The sequence below is a fragment of the Methylobacterium sp. J-026 genome, from assembly GCF_022829585.1.
Taxonomy (GTDB): domain Bacteria; phylum Pseudomonadota; class Alphaproteobacteria; order Rhizobiales; family Beijerinckiaceae; genus Methylobacterium.
Window position 1 is genome coordinate 1 of sequence record NZ_JAKSYC010000139.1, and the last position, 17,834, is coordinate 17,834.

Below are 17,834 nucleotides of genomic sequence, written 5' to 3' on the forward strand. Positions count from 1 at the left end.
GCCGTGGGCAACGTCAAGCAGGCGGCCGGCAAGGCGACGGGCAACGACAAGCTCGTGGCCGAGGGCAAGGCGCAGGAGCTGAAGGGCGAGGCGCAGAAGACGGTGGGCGACGTCAAGGACGGCGCCAAGAGCCTGGCCGACCAGGTCACCGGCAAGCACTGAGGCCGCGACCGGGGGTGGCGCCGGCCCGGCCCCACCCCCGAGCCCGGCCCCCGATGGCACCCATCCCGATCGACCGGACGGGATGACCCCGGAGGTCGCGCGGGAGCAGCGGCAGCCTATCGCCGTCTATCAGCCGGGCCGACGAGCCCGTTCGCAAGAAGGAGAACACGATGAGTGAGGGATACCCGTCGATGACCGCGCTGCTGGGTTTGCTGGCCGTAGCCGGCTACCAGCACCGCGACAAGATCTCCGAATGGCTCGGCAGCCACGGTGAGAATTCAAGCGCCGCCCCGCGCGTCCCCCCCGTCTCCGCAGGTTCGGGCACGGCGGCGCCGGGCAATCTGGATCGCCTGCTCGGGGGCGCGGGCTCCGTGGGTGTGGGCGGTCTCCTCGCCCACGGGATCGGCGAATTGGTCAATCACTTCGGCAAGGGCGGGCATGCCGAGACGGCGCAGTCCTGGATCGATCACGGGCCGAACCGCGACATCCCGGCCGCAGACCTCGAGCGGGTGATCGGGCCGGAGACCCTCACGGCCCTCGAGCAGCGGACTGGCTTGAGCCGTAGCGAGCTGGTCGCCCGTCTCTCGCGCGATCTGCCCTCGGCGATCGACCGCTACTCGCCGGACGGACGCCTGCCGGCTCTCGGCTGAGGCGCCGCGTGATCCCCGCCGTGACGGTCGCGTCCCGGCGGGCCCGGGCTACTCGATCAGGTGATCGACCTTGGCCATTAGCGAAGGGGCGATCGTCAGATTCAACGCTGCGGCCGTCTTGAGATTGACCACGGTGAGGAACCGCTCGGCGGCCTGCACCGGCAGGTCGCAGACCACGGCGCCGCGCAGGATCCGGTCGATATAGCCGGCTGCCCGCTGGACGTCCTGGGCGACGCTGGTCGTGTAGGCGGCCAAGCCGCCGAGCCGCACCTGCGCCTCGTAGGCGTAGACGGCAGGCAGGCGGCAGCTCGCGGCCAGGGCGATGATCCGAGGGCCGTGGATCCCCGTCACCGCGTCCGGGAGCGCGATCAGACCGCCCCGCGGCTCCCGGGCGAAGCCGGTGATCGCCCGCTCGATCTCGGCAGCGTCGTGGACGCCGGCGATCCGGGCATCGATTCCGAGGTCCGGGCCGATCCGGGCCAGTTCGGCGGCGTAGCCCGCGAGACGGGCGGGGTAGTCCGGATTGATCAGGGCGAGCGCCCGGTCGACGCCCGGGCTGAGTTCCTTCAGCAACTGAAGCCATTTCCCCACGAACCCGAAGTCAAAATTCGTGAACCCGGTGAGATTGCCGCCGGGATGTGCCAGGCTGCTGACGAAACCGGCGCCCACCGGATCCTGCAGCATCATGAACACCACGGGCGTGGTCGCGGTCGCGCGCTGCAGCACGGTCGCGCCGACGATGCCCTGCGCGAGGACGAGGTCGGGCCTGCGCGCGAGCATGGCGTCCGTCTGCCGGCGCATACGCTCGGTATCGCCGTCGCCGTACTGGAGATCGACCGCGAGATTCTCGCCCCAGACCCATCCCGCGCGCTGCAGGTTGTCCCGCAGGGTCTCGACGATCACGGGGCTGTCGGGATGCGTCTCGCCGTAGACGAGGAGGATCCCGAGCCGGCGCTGCCCTCTGGTCTGGCTCCGACCGGCCATCGGCCAGATCGCGGCGCCACCCAGCCCCGCAATGACGTCGCGCCGTCTCATACGCCGCTCTCCCGGCCACCACGATTCCGATCGATCGCGCAAGGGTTAAGTCCGGCCGCGGGCCGGCCGACGATGCCGTGTGACCACCGTGAGACCCGATGACCGTCGCGGGCATCGGACCATCTTCTAGGCGCTGCCAATCTGTCTCCGGGCACTTAATATCTCGACCGGCGCGAGTCGAAGACCGATCGGTCACGGCGTCAGGGAATCTCGATCCGCGTGCCGCTCGAACCGTTGAGCAGGCGCTTCAAGTGATAGGCCGCGACCCCGTCGTCGGGCCGCAGTCCGACCAGGGCCGCGAAGGCCGGTAGGGCAGCGGTCTCGCCGGCCTCCAGCTTGGCGAAGGCGTCCTGGTACTGCCCCAGCGCGGCGTCGCCGCTGGCGGCTTCGGTGAGGGGCTCGAAGGCCCGCAAGGCCTCCTGCTTGCCGCGCAGGAGCAGATCCCCGAGGGGCCGGCCGCGGAAGGTGCCGGCGCGGGTCACCGCGGTCGCGCTGACGCAGATCCGCGTCCCGAACGCCTTGTTGGCGTTCTCCAATCGGGCTGCGGTGTTGATGGTGTCGCCGTAGGCCGTGTAATCGAAATAACGGCCGCCACCGAAATTCCCCACGATCGCCGGCCCCGCATGCACGCCGATCCGGGTCATGCCGACCGCGATCCCGCGTTCGCGCCAGCGGGCCCGGAACGCCTCGGCCGCCTGGTCGAGGGCCAGCGCGCAGCCGACGGCCCGGGCGGCGTGATCCGGCTGATCGCCCGGCGCCCCGAACAGGATGTGGAGCGCGTCGCCGACGATCTTGGCCACCGTCCCCTCGTGGGCAAAGACGACGTCGGTCATCTCGGCGAAGTAGCCGTTCAGGATCTCGGCGAGCAGCGTCGGGTCGAGGCTCTCCACGAGGCTGGTGAAGCCCGCGATGTCGGTGAACAGGGTGGCCACGTCGCGCCGGTGGCCGCCGAGTTCCAGGCCCGACGCGTCCCCGGCCAGCCGCTCGGCGAGGTTCGGCGAGAAGTAGCGCGCCAGGGAGGCGTGTGCGCGCTCCGCCAGCGCCTGCCGCCGCCGCCCCTCGCGCAGCACCTCGACATGCCGCAGCGTCCGCGCGATCGTGGTCTCCAGATCGGCGAAGTCGATCGGCTTGGTCAGGAAGTCGAAGGCGCCCCGGTTCATCGCCGTGCGGATGTTGGCCATATCACCGTAGGCCGAGACGATGATGATCGACGGCCGTTCGGGGAGCGCCTGCATCCTGGCGAGCAGCGTCAGCCCGTCCATGCGCGGCATGTTGATGTCGGACACCACCATGTCGACATCGCGATGCTCCGCGAGGCTGTCCAGCGCCTCCTGCCCGTCACGCGCGAACAGGAACGTGACCACGCCCTGCCGGATCTGCCGCCGGAACTTCTGGGTGATCAGCGTCTCGAGATCCGGCTCGTCGTCGACCACCAGGATCTTGGCGCTGGGGAGGCCGTCGATCATTCCGTCACCGCGCGGAGGGCGAGCCGCCAGTCGATCTCGGCCTTCAGCGCGGTGAAATCGATGGGCTTGGTGATCAGGCCGACGGCCCCCGCGGCCTCGGCCCGCGCGCGGGTCTCGGCGTCGCCATAGGCGGTGATCATGATCACCGGCACCTCGGGCCGCGCATTGCGCACCAGCGGCAGCAGTTCCAGCCCGGTCATCCCGGGCATGTTGATGTCGGAGAACATCAGCAGCAGGTTCGGCCCGCTCGCGGCCTGGACGCGCTCAAGGGCCTCCGGCGCCGAATGCGCGAAGGCCATCTCGAAACGTCCGGCCCGCAACTCGCGGCGGAACTGCTGGCGGAACAGCTCGGTGACATCGGGTTCGTCATCGACGACGAGGATCAGGACATTCATGGCTGGCTCCTCGGCTCGTCCATGGCCGCACCCGCGGGTGCGGGACCGGCCGTCGCCACGCCACCGCGCGGCAGCGTGATCGTGAACTCGGTGAACTGGCCCGGCTCGGTGGCGACATCGACGGCGCCGCCATGCTGCTTCACCAGGATGTCGTGACTCAGGGACAGGCCGAGCCCCGTGCCCTCGCCGGCGGGCTTGGTGGTGTAAAACGGGTCGAACATCTTGGCCTTGACGCTGTCCGGGATGCCCGTGCCGTTGTCCCGCAACAGGATCTCGACCCTGTCGCCCCGATCGCGCGTGGACACCGCCAGGGTCGGGGCGTAGCCCGCCTCGGCCCCGTCGCTCTTCTTCTCGGTGGCGTAGAACGCGTTGGACATCAGGTTCAGGAGGACGCGCGTGATCTCCTGCGGATAGATGTCGGCGACCCCTGCGGCGGGATCGAAGTCGCGCACGAGGGTCACGTTGAAGCGGGGCTTGGATGCGCGGGCACCGTGATAGGCGAGGTTCAGGCTCTCCTCGACGAGGGCGTTGACGTCCACGGGCCGGTGCTCGCCGGACCCGGTGCGCGAGTGCAGCAGCATGTTCTTGACGATCGAGTCGGCACGCTTTCCGTGCTGGACCACCTTATCGAGATTGCTCTTCAACAATTGGGCGGTCTCGTCCACCTCCGCGCGGGTGTCTGGATCGAGGGATGCCGGTCGCAGCATCTCCGCGAGCTCGTCGACGAGTTCCTTCGACAGGGACGCGAAGTTGTTGACGAAGTTCAGCGGGTTCTTGATCTCGTGGGCGATGCCCGCCGTGAGCTGGCCCAGCGAGGCGAGCTTCTCGGATTGCACGAGCTGGCTCTGTGTCTTCTGAAGATCGTCGAGGGACTTGTTGAGGTCGTGGGTCCGCTCCTCGACCTTGGCTTCGAGGGTCTCGTAGGATTCCTGGATCCGGCCTGCCATCAGGTTGAACCGATGCGCGAGGGTCTCGATCTCGTCGCCGGTGTTGATCACGATGCGCTCGGAGAAGTCGCCCGCCCCGAAGCGTTCGGCCCCGTCCTGAAGCTGGCGGATCGGCACCACCATGCGCCGGGCCAGGAAGGTGCCCGCCACCGCCGCGAGCAGCACGCCGAGGCCCATCAGCGCGACGGTCTGGATGATCGATTCGATCAGCGGCTCCATCGCCTCCCACAGGGGCAATTGCACGAACACGATCCACCCGACCCGGGGAACGGTGGCGTGGGCCGCCAGCACGTATCCGCCGTCGAGCCCGCGGGCGATCCCGTAATCCCGTGCGCCGGCGGTTCCAGGCAGCGCCCCGGCGACTTCAGGCAGGCTGGCCAGGTCGGTGTCGCGCAGGACCAGGCTGAGGTCCGGGTGGGCGATCAGCCGCCCGGTCGCCGTCGTCACGAAGGCGTACCCGCTCACCCCGTTGCGGATGGCACTGACCACGTCCCAGATCAGCTTCAGGTTGACCTCCGCGACGGTCACCCCCGGATCGCGCCCCGCATGCGCCACGGCGACGGTCATGTAGGGCTCGGAGCCGCGCCGGAAGTAGACCGGGCCGAACCATGTCTTGTCCTGGAGGGCCTGGGTGAAGCGCGGCGATGTCGAGAAGTCCTTCCCGCTGGCGATGGCGTCCGGCTCCAGGCGTGACACCCGCAGCTGCTCGCGACCGCTCGGATCGAGATAGGCGACCTCGGTGATCGCGGGGGCCTGACGCATCAGGCGGATGAAGTCGTAGCGCTGCTGTTCCGGAGAGACGCGGCGCCACTCGGCCCGGGTCGTCCACCCGATCTGGTTCTCGATCTCGGACACGAAGGCCTCGACGCGTTCCGCGGCGCCCTGCGCCTTCTCGCGCTGGACCGTGATCGCGTTCTGCTTGGCCTCCTGATAGTTCAGCGTCAGATCGACCGCGCCGTTGATGAGCAGCACCAGCGTCACGAGACCGACGAAGGCGACCGCGAACTTCCCCGAGAGCGGCAGGTGGAACGGCTTCCGGCCCGGTTTCGGCGGCCGGGTCGCGGTGACGGGGCTCGTCATTCGACGACCTCGTCGGCTTGGGCGAGCAGCGCCGACGGGATGTCGAAGCCCTGGCTTCGGGCGGTCCTGAGGTTGACCACGAGGTCGAACTTCTTGGGCGCCTGGATCGGAAGGGCCGCGGGATCGTCGCCGCGGAGAATGCGGTCCACGTAGACGGCCGCACGGCGCACGGCCTCGGCCGGGTCGGGTCCGTAGGACATCAGCGCCCCGCGGTAGGCGAAACGCCGGATGGCGAAGACGGCCGGAATCCTGCCGCTCGCGGCGAGCGCGACGAGGCGGTCCCCGTAGGCCTCGCTGAAGGTGCCCGGCGCCACGATCAAGCCCGCGTTCCCCTGCCGCGCGAGATCGGCCATGACGCGATCGATGTCGGCGGCGGTCCCGGCCACCACGATGGCGGGCTCGATGGCCAGGGCGGCAGCGGCCGTCTTGAAGGCGTTCGCGTAGAGATGGCCGCCACGGATCTCGGTGCTCGGGTTCAGCAGGAGCGTGACCCGTCCGATCGTCGGCACGGCTTCCCTGAGTGCGGCGAGCCACTTCCCGCCGAGCGAGGTCTCGTAGAGGGTGAAGCCCGTGATGTTGCCCCCGGGGCGCTTGAGGCTCGCGACGAGGCCGGCGCCGACCGGATCGGATGCGCCGACGAAGACGATCGGGATCCCGCGGGTCAGCGCGGAGACGGCGCGCAGCTGCGCGTTGAGATACGTGAAGATCACCTGCGGCGCGGCGCGGACCAGATCGGCGGCGATCGCCCGCATGCGCTCGCCATCGGCTCCGCCCCACCGATGGTCGATCGCGATCTCCCCCTGGGCGCGCGCGCGCAGGGCTGTGTCGAACGCCGCCGACAGGGCCCGGCCTTCGGCGTCGTCGTCCTGGAACGGCCAGAGCGCCGCCACCACGGTCCGCGCCTGGGCCCGGGCTGCGGCGGGCAGGCCGGCCAGCATCCAGGGCAGCCCAGCGATCACGGTTCGCCGCCTCATCCGATCCCCGAGCCCCCCTCAACCGCCGTCGACCGGCCGGAGGGGCCGGGCTGCACGCGCGCGGCGCGCACCGACTGCCCGGGCCGCAGCTTAGTGTAAGCTCAGCTGTAACACCACGCGCGGGCCGGACTGCGGTTACTAAAATGACAGCCGCATCCCGCCGACGATGTTGCGTGGCGCACCCGCAAACACCGACCCGGTGGTGCCCGCCAGCACGGCGGCGTTGTTCTGAAGACCGGTCGCGCCGCTGATGGAATTCGACAGATTCTGGGCCGATCCGACATAGGTCGTGTCGAATACGTTGCGGACTTCGAGATAGACGCTCAGCCGTTTCGCATATCCGCCGATCAGATCTTTCGCATAGTGCAGGTTGGCGTTGACGACCGCGTAGCCCGGCGCCTTCAGGAGGTTGGCGTTGTCGAGGTAGAAGTCGCCCTGGACCACGGCTTCCACGAACGCGCCGAGGCCTGCGAGCGGGCCGGCCGGGATGTCGTAGCCGACGCGCGTCAGGAGCTGGTGGGCCGGCACGCCGGGGATCCGGTTGCCCGCCCGGTCGAACCGGCGCGTCAGGCTGCCCGCGCTGAGCTGCTCGGCGTAGCGCGTGTAGATCTGGTCGTCGAAGCTGTAGGCCAGCGTCCCCCGCCAGCCGGGCGCGAAGGCCCAGTCGGCGCCGACTTCGATGCCGCGATGCTCGGAGGCGGGAGCGTTGAACGTGTAGCTCTGCAGGCCCGCCCCCGGCGATTGCGAGACCAGCTCGTTGCGGAAGAACTCGTAGAATCCGGTCACGCTGAGGCGCAGGCTCTCGGCCGGGCTCCAATCCGCTCCGAGGTCGAGCCCGAGATTGTGCTGGGTTTGCAGCTGGGTGTTGTTGCCGGGTAACCCGGCCGGGGTGACGAACAAGTTGGAGGCTGCCGGCGTGGTGTAGCCCGTGGCGACCCGGCCCCGGAACGCCCAAGCCTCGTCCGGCCGATAGACCAGCGCCAGTTCCGGGGCGACGTTGAGGAAGGACCGGTCGGCATCCGCCACCGTCCGGGTCGTGCCGCTCGCCGCGTAGCTGTAGACGAGATTGCGGCCGGTGATGCTGGTGCCCTCGGCGCTGAGGCCCAGCACCCCGGTCCAGCGGTCGGACAGGCCTAGTTCGAGCCGCGCCCGGCCACCGAGATTGGACTGTCCCGCATCCTGAACGCCGATCAGCGCCCCGAGGCGCGACGCGGCATAGGGCGTCAGGGTGTAGGTGGGCGTATGAATGTCGATCGTGGTGTAGGCGAGCGCCACGTAGCCCACAGCCGGCAGGCCGAACAGGTCGCCGCGCCGCGTGACGTCGCTCTGGGCGTTCCAGGACGGGAATGAACCCAGGAAGGCGTTCACGTAGAAGGGCTGGTCGAAGTTGCGTTCGTCGAACCCGAGCTGCGTGCGCCACGTGGTGAACGCGTCGATATCGTGCTCCCAGCGCGCCGCCACGACGGTGCGGCGGTCGTTGCGCCCGAACCCGCCCTGGTCCGCGGTGACCGGCACGGTGGCGCCGAAGGCGCCGTTGCGCGGCAGGTTGAAGGTCGTGCAGCCCGGCGCCGCGCTCGCCGCCGTCGCGCAGCCGCGCTGGTACGGATTGATCCGGTACTGGGCGAGGGAGGACCGGGCGGGGAGGTTGGTGTCGAGCGTGTTGTTGATCACCTTCAGGGTGAAGCGGTTGTCCGGCGTCGGGGTGTAGCTCGCCAGGAGGTTGATGGTCTGCGTGTCGTAGGCGGCGTGATCCTGGTAGCCATTGGCCCGGACGTCGCTGGAAAACAGGCTGATCTCGAACGGGCCGCTGACGCCACCCACCGTGAAGTACCGGCTGAGATAGCCGAAGCTCCCGGCATCGAGCCCGATCTCGTAGCCGTCGATCTCTCGGCCGGTGCGGTTGCGGAACGCGATCGCGCCCCCGGTGGCGTAGTTGCCGAACAGCGGCGATTGCGGACCGCGGAACACGTCGATCCGGCTATAGGCCCTGGGATCGGTGAGGTCGAAGCGCGCGGCGCCGTCCGGCTGGGTGAGGATGAAACCGTCCTCCAGCACGACCGTGTTCTTGATCACCCCGGTGGAGCGGGCGTTGTTGCCGCGGATCGAGACGATCACGTCGCGACCGCCGTTGCCCTGGCGCACGGTGACCCCGGGGCTGTTGACGAGCACCGAGCCGAGGCTGGTCGCCGGCCTGTCGGCGATGGTGTTGTCCCGGCCGATCCCGCTGACGACCTCGCCCACCGGGTGCTCGATGACGGAGGGTGCCGAACCCGGCGGCGCCGCGACGCCGAAGGCCGATGGGGCGGGATTGCCAGAGCCGGGATGGGCTTCGCCCTCCACGGTGAGTTCCTCCAGCGTCACGGTGGTTTCCGCCAGGGCGGGGAGGGGGCTTCCGGCCAGCAATAGGGCGAGGGTGCCGCGGCGCAGGGCGACTGGACGATCCGCGATCGGGCGATCGGGCGGACAGGGACTCTGGACGGAGCGGCGGCGGCAGTCGCTGCGGCCGAGCCGCCACACGCCGGAGCAGGCGGCGCGCAGCAAGGCGCCCGCCCCCTCGATGGGGGCGGTGCCGGGATAGACGATCGACATGGAAAAGGGTCCGGGCCTGGTGAGCGATCTGGGGATGGGATCGTCAGGCGGCGGGGGGACCTCGGGCGGTGCCGACGCGCGGCGGCGGGCCGGTTCTCGGAAGCTCGGCTTCGGGGCGCCAGGCGAGGGGCACGGCCGCCATGGTGGGCGGGACCGCCATGGCCGATCCGGACACCGGCAACGCCAGAGCCCCCGCCTGCACCAGGGTGCAGCAGGCATGGACGTGGATCGGAACCGGCCGGTCGTCCGGACCGTCGGTCGGGTGCTCGGTGCAGAGGACCGCGCCGGGTCCCGCGAAAGCGCGGGCCGGTGCGGCGAACCCGAGGAAGGCCTGAAGCAGCAGCGCGTAGAGCGCGACCAGTCCGATGATCGCGCGGCCTCGAACCGTCCGGGGCGGGCGCCTGCACATGGGGCGATCTAGGCGCCGGCGCCGGGACGCGTCAATGCGGGAGCGGGCTTAAGCTGTGCCGCGATGCCCTGGCCTCACGGCATCACCGGCGGGTGATAGGTCAGCGTGAAGGCCAGCGCCCAGAGCAGGAACAGCACCAGCGGCAGGTGGACGATCAGCTGCAGGAAGCTGAAGCCGACGATGTCGCGGGCCTTCAGGCCGAGGATGCCCACCAGCGGCAGCATCCAGAACGGGTTGATCAGGTTCGGCAGCGCCTCGGCGGCATTGTAGATCATCACCGCCCAGCCGAGATGGACCTTCAGCTCGTTGGCCGCCTGCAGGACGTAGGGGGCCTCCAGGAGCCACTTTCCGCCCCCCGACGGCACGAAGAAGCCGAGGATCGCCGAGTACACGCCCATAGTCAGCGGGAAGCTGCCGGTGGTGTTGAGGCTGACGAAGGCGTGGGTGATCGCGTCGGACGCCGAGGCGCCGGCTGCGTTCTTCGGGCCGGTCAGCATGCCGCTGATCGCCGCGTAGAGCGGGTACTGGATCAGGATGCCGGCCGTCGCGGGCACCGACTTCGCGACCGCCGCGAGGAAGCGCTTCGGCCGCCAGTGCAGGAGCAGGCCGAGCGTGAGGAACAGCAGGTTGTAGGTGTTGAGATTCGAGATCGCCACAATCCAGGATTGGCGGGCGAATTCCTGCACGATCCAGCCGCCGGCGATCAGCACGAGGAGGATCGTCAGGATCGGCGAATGCTCCAGCCACTCGCCGGGTTGCCGGGCGGGCGGAAGGTCGGACGACTCGCGACCCACGTCGACCCCGAGCGTCTCGGCGGTCGCCGCCGTCTCGCGGCGGGGCGCCGAGGCGTAGGCGATCGCGACCGAGACCACGAACAGGATTGCGGCGATCAGCATCGACTGCCAGAGGAAGATCGTCTCGCTGAACGGGATCACGCCGGAGATCGCCAGGAGGTTCTTGGTCAGGCTCGCCGGATTCGCCTGCAACTGCGCCGCCGAGGAACTGAGCCCCAGCGCCCAGGTCGCGCCGAGCCCGAGATAGGCCGCCGCCCCCGCGGCCCGGTAGTCCATGCGCAGGTCCGTCCGACGGGCGAGCGCCCGCACCAGCAATCCGCCGAAGATCAGGCTGAGGCCCCAACTGATGAACGACGAGATCATCGTCGCGCCGGCCACGAATCCGACTGCGCCCCGACCGGTCTTCGGGATCTGGGCCAGCCGCTCGATCAAGGCCTGGACGGGCGGCGATACGGCCACGACGTATCCGCCGATGGTGACGAAGGCCATCTGCATGGTGAAGGGGATCAGGCTCCAGAAGCCGTCCCCGAAGCTCTTGGCGATCGCGGCCGGCGGGGCGCCGTTGGCCAGGGTGCCCAGCGCGACGATCACCACCGCGATGGCGACGAAGATGAAGGCGTCCGGGAACCAGCGCTCGGCCCAGTTGGTGAAGCGCACCCCCAGCCGCTCCAGTGCGCCTGCGTCCCGTCCGCTGTCGGGTTCGGCTGAGGCCGCGCGCGCGTTGCGGGCTCGGTCGGCCGATGCGGTCGCCATGGGTTTCCTCCGAATGCACTGGTCTCGACCCGCTCTTGCGGCGGGTCATGCGGCCAGGATGGCGCCGTGACGCCCAATCTCAAGTCGGGCGTCCAGAAAAGACCGGTGACAGGTTGGTGAAAGCGTGCGGGTTTGCCGACGGTCCGCACCGAAAGCGGGCTCTCCGTTCCCGGCCGCCCACGCTGGCATAGCGCCGCGTGTCGCTCGAGCGCCGGGAGGCGACTCGGATCAGCGCCGGGTCAGACTGATACGGTCCGGCCAAGCTCGACACGCAACGCCCCCTGTAACGCGATCGACTTCCACGGACAGGGCCCGACACTAGTCTGGGCCGAACACGACGACGCCGAGCGGCGGCGCGATCCGGCCGACAGCCCGGCGCGATAGGGGGAGACGACACGGTGGGATTGAACCTCACGCAGAAGCTCGTCCAGTCGCACCTCGTCCAGGGCGACCTCACGCCAGGCAGCGAGATCGCGCTTCGGATCGACCAGACCCTCCTGCAGGACGTGCTCGGCGGCCTCGTCATGCTGGAGCTCGAAGCGATGGGCGTCGAGCGGGTCAAAGTCGGGCTCGCGGCGCAGTACATCGACCACAACCTCGTTCAGAACGACCAGCTCAACGCCGACGAGCACATGTTCCTGCGCTCGGCCTGCCGCCGCTTCGGCGTCTGGTACTCGCGGCCCGGCAACGGCATCAGCCATCCCGTCCACATGCAGAGCTTCGGCAAGCCGGGTCAGACCCTGGTCGGCTCCGACAGCCATACGCCCGCGGCCGGATCACTGGGCATGCTCGCCTTTGGGGCGGGCGGCGTCGAGGTCGCGCTCGCTATGGCGGGGGAGCCGCTGCAGCTGCGCATGCCCCGGGTCTGGGGGGTGAAGCTCACCGGGGCGCTGCCCGACTGGGTCAGCGCCAAGGACGTGATCCTGACGCTGCTCGGCCGTCACGGCGTCGAGGGCGGCTTCGGCCGGATCATCGAGTATTACGGGCCGGGCCTGGATTGCCTGACCGCCATGGACCGGCACGTCATCGCCAACATGGGCGCCGAGATGGGCGCCACCACGAGCGTCTTCCCCTCCGATGCGTCGACGAAGGCCTTCCTCGACGGGGTCGGCAGAAGCGGCGACTGGACGCCCCTCGGCCCGGACGCGGATGCGGGCTACGACGACCACGAGGAGATCGACCTGTCGGCCCTCGTGCCGATGATCGCCAGGCCGTCGAGCCCCGGCAACGTCGTCCCCGTCTCGGAGGTCGCCGGCACCGAGATCTACCAGGCCTATATCGGGTCCTCGGCCAATCCTGGGTTTCGCGATTTTGCCGTGGCGGCCGCCATCGTGAAGGGCCGCAACACCCACGACCGGGTCTCGTTCGACATCAACCCCTCGACCCGGGTCGTGCTCGAGACCCTGATCCGGGATGGGCAGCTCTCCGACCTGATCCACGCCGGCGCCCGGGTCCACCAAGCCGGCTGCAACGGCTGTATCGGCATGGGCCAGGCTCCGGCCTCCGGGCGCAACTCCCTGCGCACGGTGCCGCGCAATTTCCCCGGGCGCTCCGGTACCCGTGAGGACAGCGTGTTCCTGTGCAGCCCGGAGACGGCCGCGGCCTCGGCGCTCACCGGATTCATCACCGACCCGCGCACGCTGGACATGGCCTATCCGCGGATCGCGCCGCCCGGGATGGTGCCGGGCAACACCACCATGCTGGTGGCGCCGCTTCCGGAGGCGGAGGCCCGCGCCGTCCGCCTGGAGAAGTCCGAGAACATCACCACGCTGCCCGATCTCGGCAAGCTCGGGGCCGACATCCGCGTGCCGGTGATGCTGAAGACCGGCGACGACATCTCCACCGACGACATCATGCCGGCGGGCGCGCGGGTGATGCCCTACTGGTCGAACATCCCCAAGACGAGCGACTTCACCTTCGAGCCGATCGACGACACCTATCCGCGGCGGGCCAAGCAGGGCGGCGCGGCGCGGTCGGGCCACGCCATCGTCGGCGGCCTGAACTACGGGCAAGGATCGAGCCGCGAGAACGCGGCGCTCGCCCCACGCTATCTGGGTCTGGAGACCGTGCTGGCGAAGAGCTTCGCGCGGATCCACTGGCAAAACCTCGTCAACTTCGGCGTGCTGCCGCTGACCTTCCAGGACCCGTCCGACTACGACCGGCTGGAACTCGGCGACACCGTGGAGATCGCCGGCATCGCCGAGGCGCTGGCGGCCGGCCCGACGATCACGGCGACGATCCGCGGGGGCCGGCAGACGATTCGGCTGCGGCATGACCTGTCGCCGCGTCAGATCGAGATCCTGCTCGCCGGCGGCGTCATCGCGTGGCTGCGCGGACGGATCCAGGCCGAGCCCGCCCGGACCGTTGCCTGAAGCGCGGGGACCTGTCAGGGGGCGCGGGGCGGCAGAACGGTGCGGGCCATTATCGTCGTCGGGAGGATGGCATGAGTTCGGGCGAGGCGCTGCTGCGCGAGGACGCCGATGCACCGTGGCACGCCGGTCTGACCCGGCGGCACTGGCGCATCCTGTGGGGCAGCTATCTCGGCTGGATCTTCGACGGCTACGAGGCGGTGGCCCTCGTCTACGCCCTGAGACCGGCGCTGAACACGATCCTGACCCCCGAACAGGCCCAGGCGCCGGCCTACTATGTGGGGCTCGCCATCGGGATCACGCTGCTCGGCTGGGGGCTCGGCGGTCTGATCGGCGGGATCGCGGCCGATTATATCGGGCGCAAGCGCATGATGATGCTGTCGATCCTGGGCTACGCGATCTTCACCGGGATGACGGCCTTCGCGGAGAGCTTCACGCAGCTCGCGGTCCTGCGCTTCATCACCGGCCTCGCCATCGGCTCGGAATGGTCCACCGGTATCGCGCTCGTGGCCGAGACTTGGCCGAATCGGGCGCGACCGAAGGGATGCGGCTTCCTGCAGTCCGGCTTCGGCGGCGGTGCGGTGCTCGCCGCCATCGTGTGGGCCGTGCTGGCGGCCACTAACCCACTGGGGGAGCAATCCTGGCGCATCCTGTTCGCGCTCGGCGCGCTGCCCGCCTTCGTCTGCCTGTACCTCCGGCGGGCCCTCGACGAATCCGAGCAGTGGCTGCAGGCGCTGAAGGCGCAGCGCTGGTCCGCCACGGCCGACGATTCGGGGCAGGCGCCCCGTGGCGCGCAGCGCCCGTTCACCCTGGCCGAGATCTTCCGTGAGCCCGAGAGCCGGCGCCGGGTGCTGCTGGCCACCGCGATGTCCTTCGCCACGACGGTCGGCTGGTGGGCGGTCTCGTCCTGGCTGCCGGCCTATACCGAGGGGCTGGCCAAGGCGGCGGGCGAGCCGGCCAATGTCTGGGGCCCGCGCATGGGCATCATCTACAACCTGGGCGCGATCACCGCCTACGTGATCTCGGGCTTCGTGGCCGACGCGCTCGGGCGGCGCGCCTTCCTCGTCGTCACCTATATCGGCTGCATCGCGACGTCGCTCGCATGCTATCTCTGGAGCGGCGGCCTAGTGCCCTTCATGGGCCTCGCCTTTCTGAACGGGTTCTTCACCCTGGGCTTCGCCTTCTCTTGGATGGCGATCTATCTCGTGGAACTGTTCACCCCCGCCGTGCGGGCGACGGCCGCCAGCTTCGTGTTCAACGGGGCCCGGCTGATCGCCTGGATCTTCCCGATCATCGCCGGGCAGATCGTGACCTCGTTCGGCGGCGTCGCCGCCGCGGCCCTGGCGATGTCCAGCGTCTACGGGATCGGCCTGATCGTGCCGTGGTTCATGCCGGAGACCACCGGAAAACCGCTGCCCGAGTAGGTCGGCGGAACCAGCGGCGTCGAGGCGCCCAATAGGAATGCGCGATCCGGCAATTCTGCCGCGCGCGTTGGACGCTTCCGGCGACACCAACCGTCTGCGGGGATCCGTGCTGAGCCAAACGAACGTTTGGGTCAACCGTTCGACGACTTCAGAAGGCTGGGATGTTCGGTGGCTGGGGGACCTGGATTCGAACCAGGACTAGAGGAGTCAGAGTCCACCGTTCTACCGTTAAACTATCCCCCAATCGGCCATCAGCCGGACCAAGCCGTCCTGGGAACGGCATCGAACCGGCAGCGCTGCTTTCGGCGGCGTCAGGCGTGGGCGGTGGGATAGGCGGAATGGCTGCGCAGGTCAACCGGTCCGTCGCCGGTTGACGCGGCATCGTTCGCGGCCGTAACCGTGGGGTCGCGGGTGCCGCCAGGAAGGGTGGCCGAGTGGTTTAAGGCAGCGGTCTTGAAAACCGCCGTGGGGGCAACTCCACCGTGGGTTCGAATCCCACCCCTTCCGCCAGCGACATCCCGCGTCGCGCCACGTGATGCGTGGCGGCCGCGGTCGCCGTGCCGCCGCGCATCCCGGAGGTGGATACGCGTGATCGGGCGATCGCTGCCCGGAGCCTCGGCCGCGTCCGGTTCACCGTCGGACCATGTTGCCGAGGTTCGTTCGCCCGCAGGCAGCAGGGATGGGGGCTTAGGTCCCCAATCGGCGCCGGGAGACCTTTGGCGCGGGGGATTTCGGTTCCGCCTGCCCGGTGACATCCCGAAGCGCCGAGACCATCGCTTCGGTCCTCGCATCGAGGGCACGTCTCCGCCGGTCTCGCCGGGCGCCCAGCCACGCCAGGAGCGATCCGGCGGCGAGGGCCGAAATGCTGGCCGCCAGCGGCGCGGCGACGAGCGCGGCCACGGTGCTGATCGGGACGAGGACGATGGCGGTCGCGAGACCGGTGCCGATCGCCACCACTATCAAGACGATCATCGAAACCTCGCCGGGACAGGAGATGGATCACCCCAGCGGGTCCCCGGATCTGACTATGCGGCATCGGTTAATCGAGAATCAACGCGCGGAATCGGAAACGGTATGTCTGTCGAACCGATTGTTCTCCCGGGGCCCAAATCGGCAATCGCCGCGCCGAACAGAATGTTTCTGTTCCTCACCTTCGGTGTAATGGGGTTTTAGTTGACTGCCAGGCTATCGCCAAATCTTAAATTGTCCAGGCTGCTCTTCTTGTTTCGCTTTCGCCGGTATCCGGAACCTTTCATTTGGACACGACCGGGGCCGCCGACGCATCGCCCAGGATCGATGCGATGGACGATTTCGGCACCGCGACGCCGGGCGGATCGGCGGACCTGTCGGAGTTCGGCGTCCAGGACGCCGCCGGTCCCGGGGGCAATCGCTGCGGTCGCGCGCACGAGCCGGCGACGATCCACGGCTTGATCGGTGTCGGGCGCCTGAAATTCTAGATTCTGCAATACGGAACGATCGTATCTCGTACAAACCAGCTGCCTGTCGGCATCTGGTCAGAGGTAATACTGATACGACTGGCATCTTGGGGGAATACAGGCTCCGATGGCCTTCGAAGACCGGGGTGCTGCGGGCCGGGCCGGCATGGCAACGCGCCTGGGTTGCCCATCGAGACGTTCCAACAGCCCAGCGGCGACGCCCGGGATGTCCGCATGACCTGCGCGTTGGTTCGCCTGTGGCACGCGCTCCGGGAGCCTCGGGCGCGTCGGCGTGTCCTCGGGAGCGGGCGGCGGGCGGTCGGGCCGGGCGCTTCCGCCGCCGACCCGAGCGTCCGGCGGTCGACAGGGCTACGGGCCACGGCGACGCATCGGATCGCGAGGGCGCCCGCGCAAACGAAAGGCCGGCCGGGAATGACCCCGGCCGGCCCTGTTCTTCACCCAAGCTCGCGTTCAGCGCAGGAGCTGCAGGACGCCCTGCTGCGCGGAGTTGGCCAGCGAGAGCGCCGAGATGCCCATCGACTGGCGGGTCGACAGCGCCTGCGAGTTGGCGGCTTCCTGGTTCAGGTCGGCGTTGGTCAGGTTGGCCGAGCCGGTCTGCAACACGTTGATGAGCTGCTTCGAGAAATCCTGGCGGTTCTGCACCACCGAGAGGTTCGAGCCCAGGTTGCTCGCCGCCGAGTTGAGGGCGCTGCCGGCGTTGGTCAGCGTGGTCAGGGTGGAGTTGACGTCGGAGTTCAGCAGGAAGTTGCCCAGCCCGTTCGAGCTCGTCGAGCTGTTCGAGTTGGTGATCGAGGTCAGGCCCAGGCCGCTGGCGGTCGCGTCCACCGAGGCGACATCCAGCTTGGAGCTGCCGGTATCGTTGAACTTGATTGTCAGGTTGTTGCCGGTGCCGGCGATCAGGTTGACGCCGTTGTAGCTGGCATCGCCGGCGAGCTGGGTGATCTGGTTGAGCAGGTTGTTGTACTGCTGCGCCAGGGACTTGCGCTGGCTGACGCCGGACACGGCCAGGTCGCTGGAGACCACCGTGCTGGCCGCAGTGCCATAGGTCGAGGCTGTGGTCGAGGACGACGCGAAGCCGAGCGCTGCCTGGCTGGTGGAGTTCTGGAATTCCACGTCGGCCTGCGCGTTCAGGACGATCTTGGTGCCGGTGCTATCGACCGAGAAGATCGCGCCGGCGCCGAACGATCCGCTCGACGTGGTGCTGGCCGAGCTGACTGCGGAATTCAACGCCGATACCACGGCGGTGATGCTCGACGATGCGGCGAAGGTCGCCGACACGGAGGTACCGTTGATCGTGAACAGGGCCGTCGTGGAGGCCGTGCTCGTGGTG

Annotated in this window: 15 protein-coding genes and 2 tRNA genes; 6 read left to right on the plus strand and 11 right to left on the minus strand. The window is 69.1% G+C overall.

Features of this window, described 5'->3' with window-relative positions:
- The coding region (locus tag MKK69_RS13445) for a CsbD family protein (RefSeq protein ID WP_243968460.1) at positions 1–162 on the plus strand (162 nt) is incomplete at its 5' end.
- A gap of 170 nt (positions 163–332) precedes the next feature.
- Complete coding sequence (locus MKK69_RS13450; RefSeq protein WP_243968434.1) at positions 333–812, plus strand: YidB family protein; 480 nt, start codon at positions 333–335, stop codon at positions 810–812.
- 48 nt (positions 813–860) lie between these two features.
- On the opposite strand, the gene MKK69_RS13455 is transcribed toward MKK69_RS13450, so the two are convergent.
- From MKK69_RS13455 to MKK69_RS13490, 8 genes are all read right to left on the minus strand, one after another.
- Entirely contained in the window at positions 861–1,847 is a 987-nt protein-coding gene (locus tag MKK69_RS13455) for an ABC transporter substrate-binding protein (protein ID WP_243968436.1), read from the minus strand.
- Between the two features lie 200 nt (positions 1,848–2,047).
- On the minus strand, positions 2,048–3,313 hold the full coding sequence (locus MKK69_RS13460) for an adenylate/guanylate cyclase domain-containing protein (protein ID WP_243968438.1): 1,266 nt from the start codon (positions 3,311–3,313) through the stop codon (positions 2,048–2,050).
- Complete coding sequence (locus tag MKK69_RS13465; RefSeq protein ID WP_243968440.1) at positions 3,310–3,708, minus strand: response regulator; 399 nt, start codon at positions 3,706–3,708, stop codon at positions 3,310–3,312. The genes MKK69_RS13460 and MKK69_RS13465 overlap by 4 nt, the downstream gene beginning before the upstream one ends.
- A complete protein-coding gene (locus MKK69_RS13470; protein ID WP_243968442.1) occupies positions 3,705–5,735 on the minus strand; it encodes an ATP-binding protein in 2,031 nt (676 codons plus the stop codon). The genes MKK69_RS13465 and MKK69_RS13470 overlap by 4 nt, the downstream gene beginning before the upstream one ends.
- Positions 5,732–6,709, minus strand: coding sequence for an ABC transporter substrate-binding protein (locus MKK69_RS13475; RefSeq protein ID WP_243968443.1), 978 nt, complete (start codon positions 6,707–6,709; stop codon positions 5,732–5,734). The genes MKK69_RS13470 and MKK69_RS13475 overlap by 4 nt, the downstream gene beginning before the upstream one ends.
- 138 nt (positions 6,710–6,847) lie before the next feature.
- Positions 6,848–9,157, minus strand: a complete 2,310-nt coding sequence (locus MKK69_RS13480) for a TonB-dependent receptor family protein (RefSeq protein ID WP_409564810.1) — start codon at positions 9,155–9,157, stop codon at positions 6,848–6,850.
- Positions 9,158–9,341: 184 nt separating this feature from the next.
- A complete protein-coding gene (locus MKK69_RS13485) occupies positions 9,342–9,707 on the minus strand; it encodes a hypothetical protein (RefSeq protein ID WP_243968447.1) in 366 nt (121 codons plus the stop codon).
- Positions 9,708–9,781: 74 nt separating this feature from the next.
- Positions 9,782–11,254, minus strand: a complete 1,473-nt coding sequence (locus MKK69_RS13490; protein WP_243968449.1) for a short-chain fatty acid transporter — start codon at positions 11,252–11,254, stop codon at positions 9,782–9,784.
- A 398-nt stretch (positions 11,255–11,652) separates the two neighbouring features.
- On the opposite strand from MKK69_RS13490, the gene MKK69_RS13495 reads away from it, so the two are divergent.
- Positions 11,653–13,626 (plus strand): aconitate hydratase, encoded by a 1,974-nt coding sequence (locus MKK69_RS13495; RefSeq protein WP_243968451.1) that lies wholly within the window; start codon positions 11,653–11,655, stop codon positions 13,624–13,626.
- 71 nt (positions 13,627–13,697) lie between these two features.
- Positions 13,698–15,047, plus strand: a complete 1,350-nt coding sequence (locus MKK69_RS13500) for an MFS transporter (RefSeq protein ID WP_243968453.1) — start codon at positions 13,698–13,700, stop codon at positions 15,045–15,047.
- Between the two features lie 169 nt (positions 15,048–15,216).
- Here MKK69_RS13500 and MKK69_RS13505 read toward each other — a convergent pair.
- Positions 15,217–15,290 (minus strand) — tRNA-Gln (locus tag MKK69_RS13505).
- 177 nt (positions 15,291–15,467) lie between these two features.
- On the opposite strand from MKK69_RS13505, the gene MKK69_RS13510 reads away from it, so the two are divergent.
- Positions 15,468–15,557 (plus strand) — tRNA-Ser (locus tag MKK69_RS13510).
- A 177-nt stretch (positions 15,558–15,734) separates the two neighbouring features.
- On the opposite strand, the gene MKK69_RS13515 is transcribed toward MKK69_RS13510, so the two are convergent.
- Complete coding sequence (locus tag MKK69_RS13515) at positions 15,735–16,019, minus strand: hypothetical protein (protein ID WP_243968455.1); 285 nt, start codon at positions 16,017–16,019, stop codon at positions 15,735–15,737.
- 329 nt (positions 16,020–16,348) lie between these two features.
- Between MKK69_RS13515 and MKK69_RS13520 the strand changes: the two genes are divergently transcribed.
- Complete coding sequence (locus MKK69_RS13520; protein ID WP_243968457.1) at positions 16,349–16,504, plus strand: hypothetical protein; 156 nt, start codon at positions 16,349–16,351, stop codon at positions 16,502–16,504.
- Between the two features lie 450 nt (positions 16,505–16,954).
- Here MKK69_RS13520 and MKK69_RS13525 read toward each other — a convergent pair.
- On the minus strand, positions 16,955–17,834 hold an 880-nt coding region (locus MKK69_RS13525), incomplete at its 5' end, for a flagellin (protein WP_243968458.1).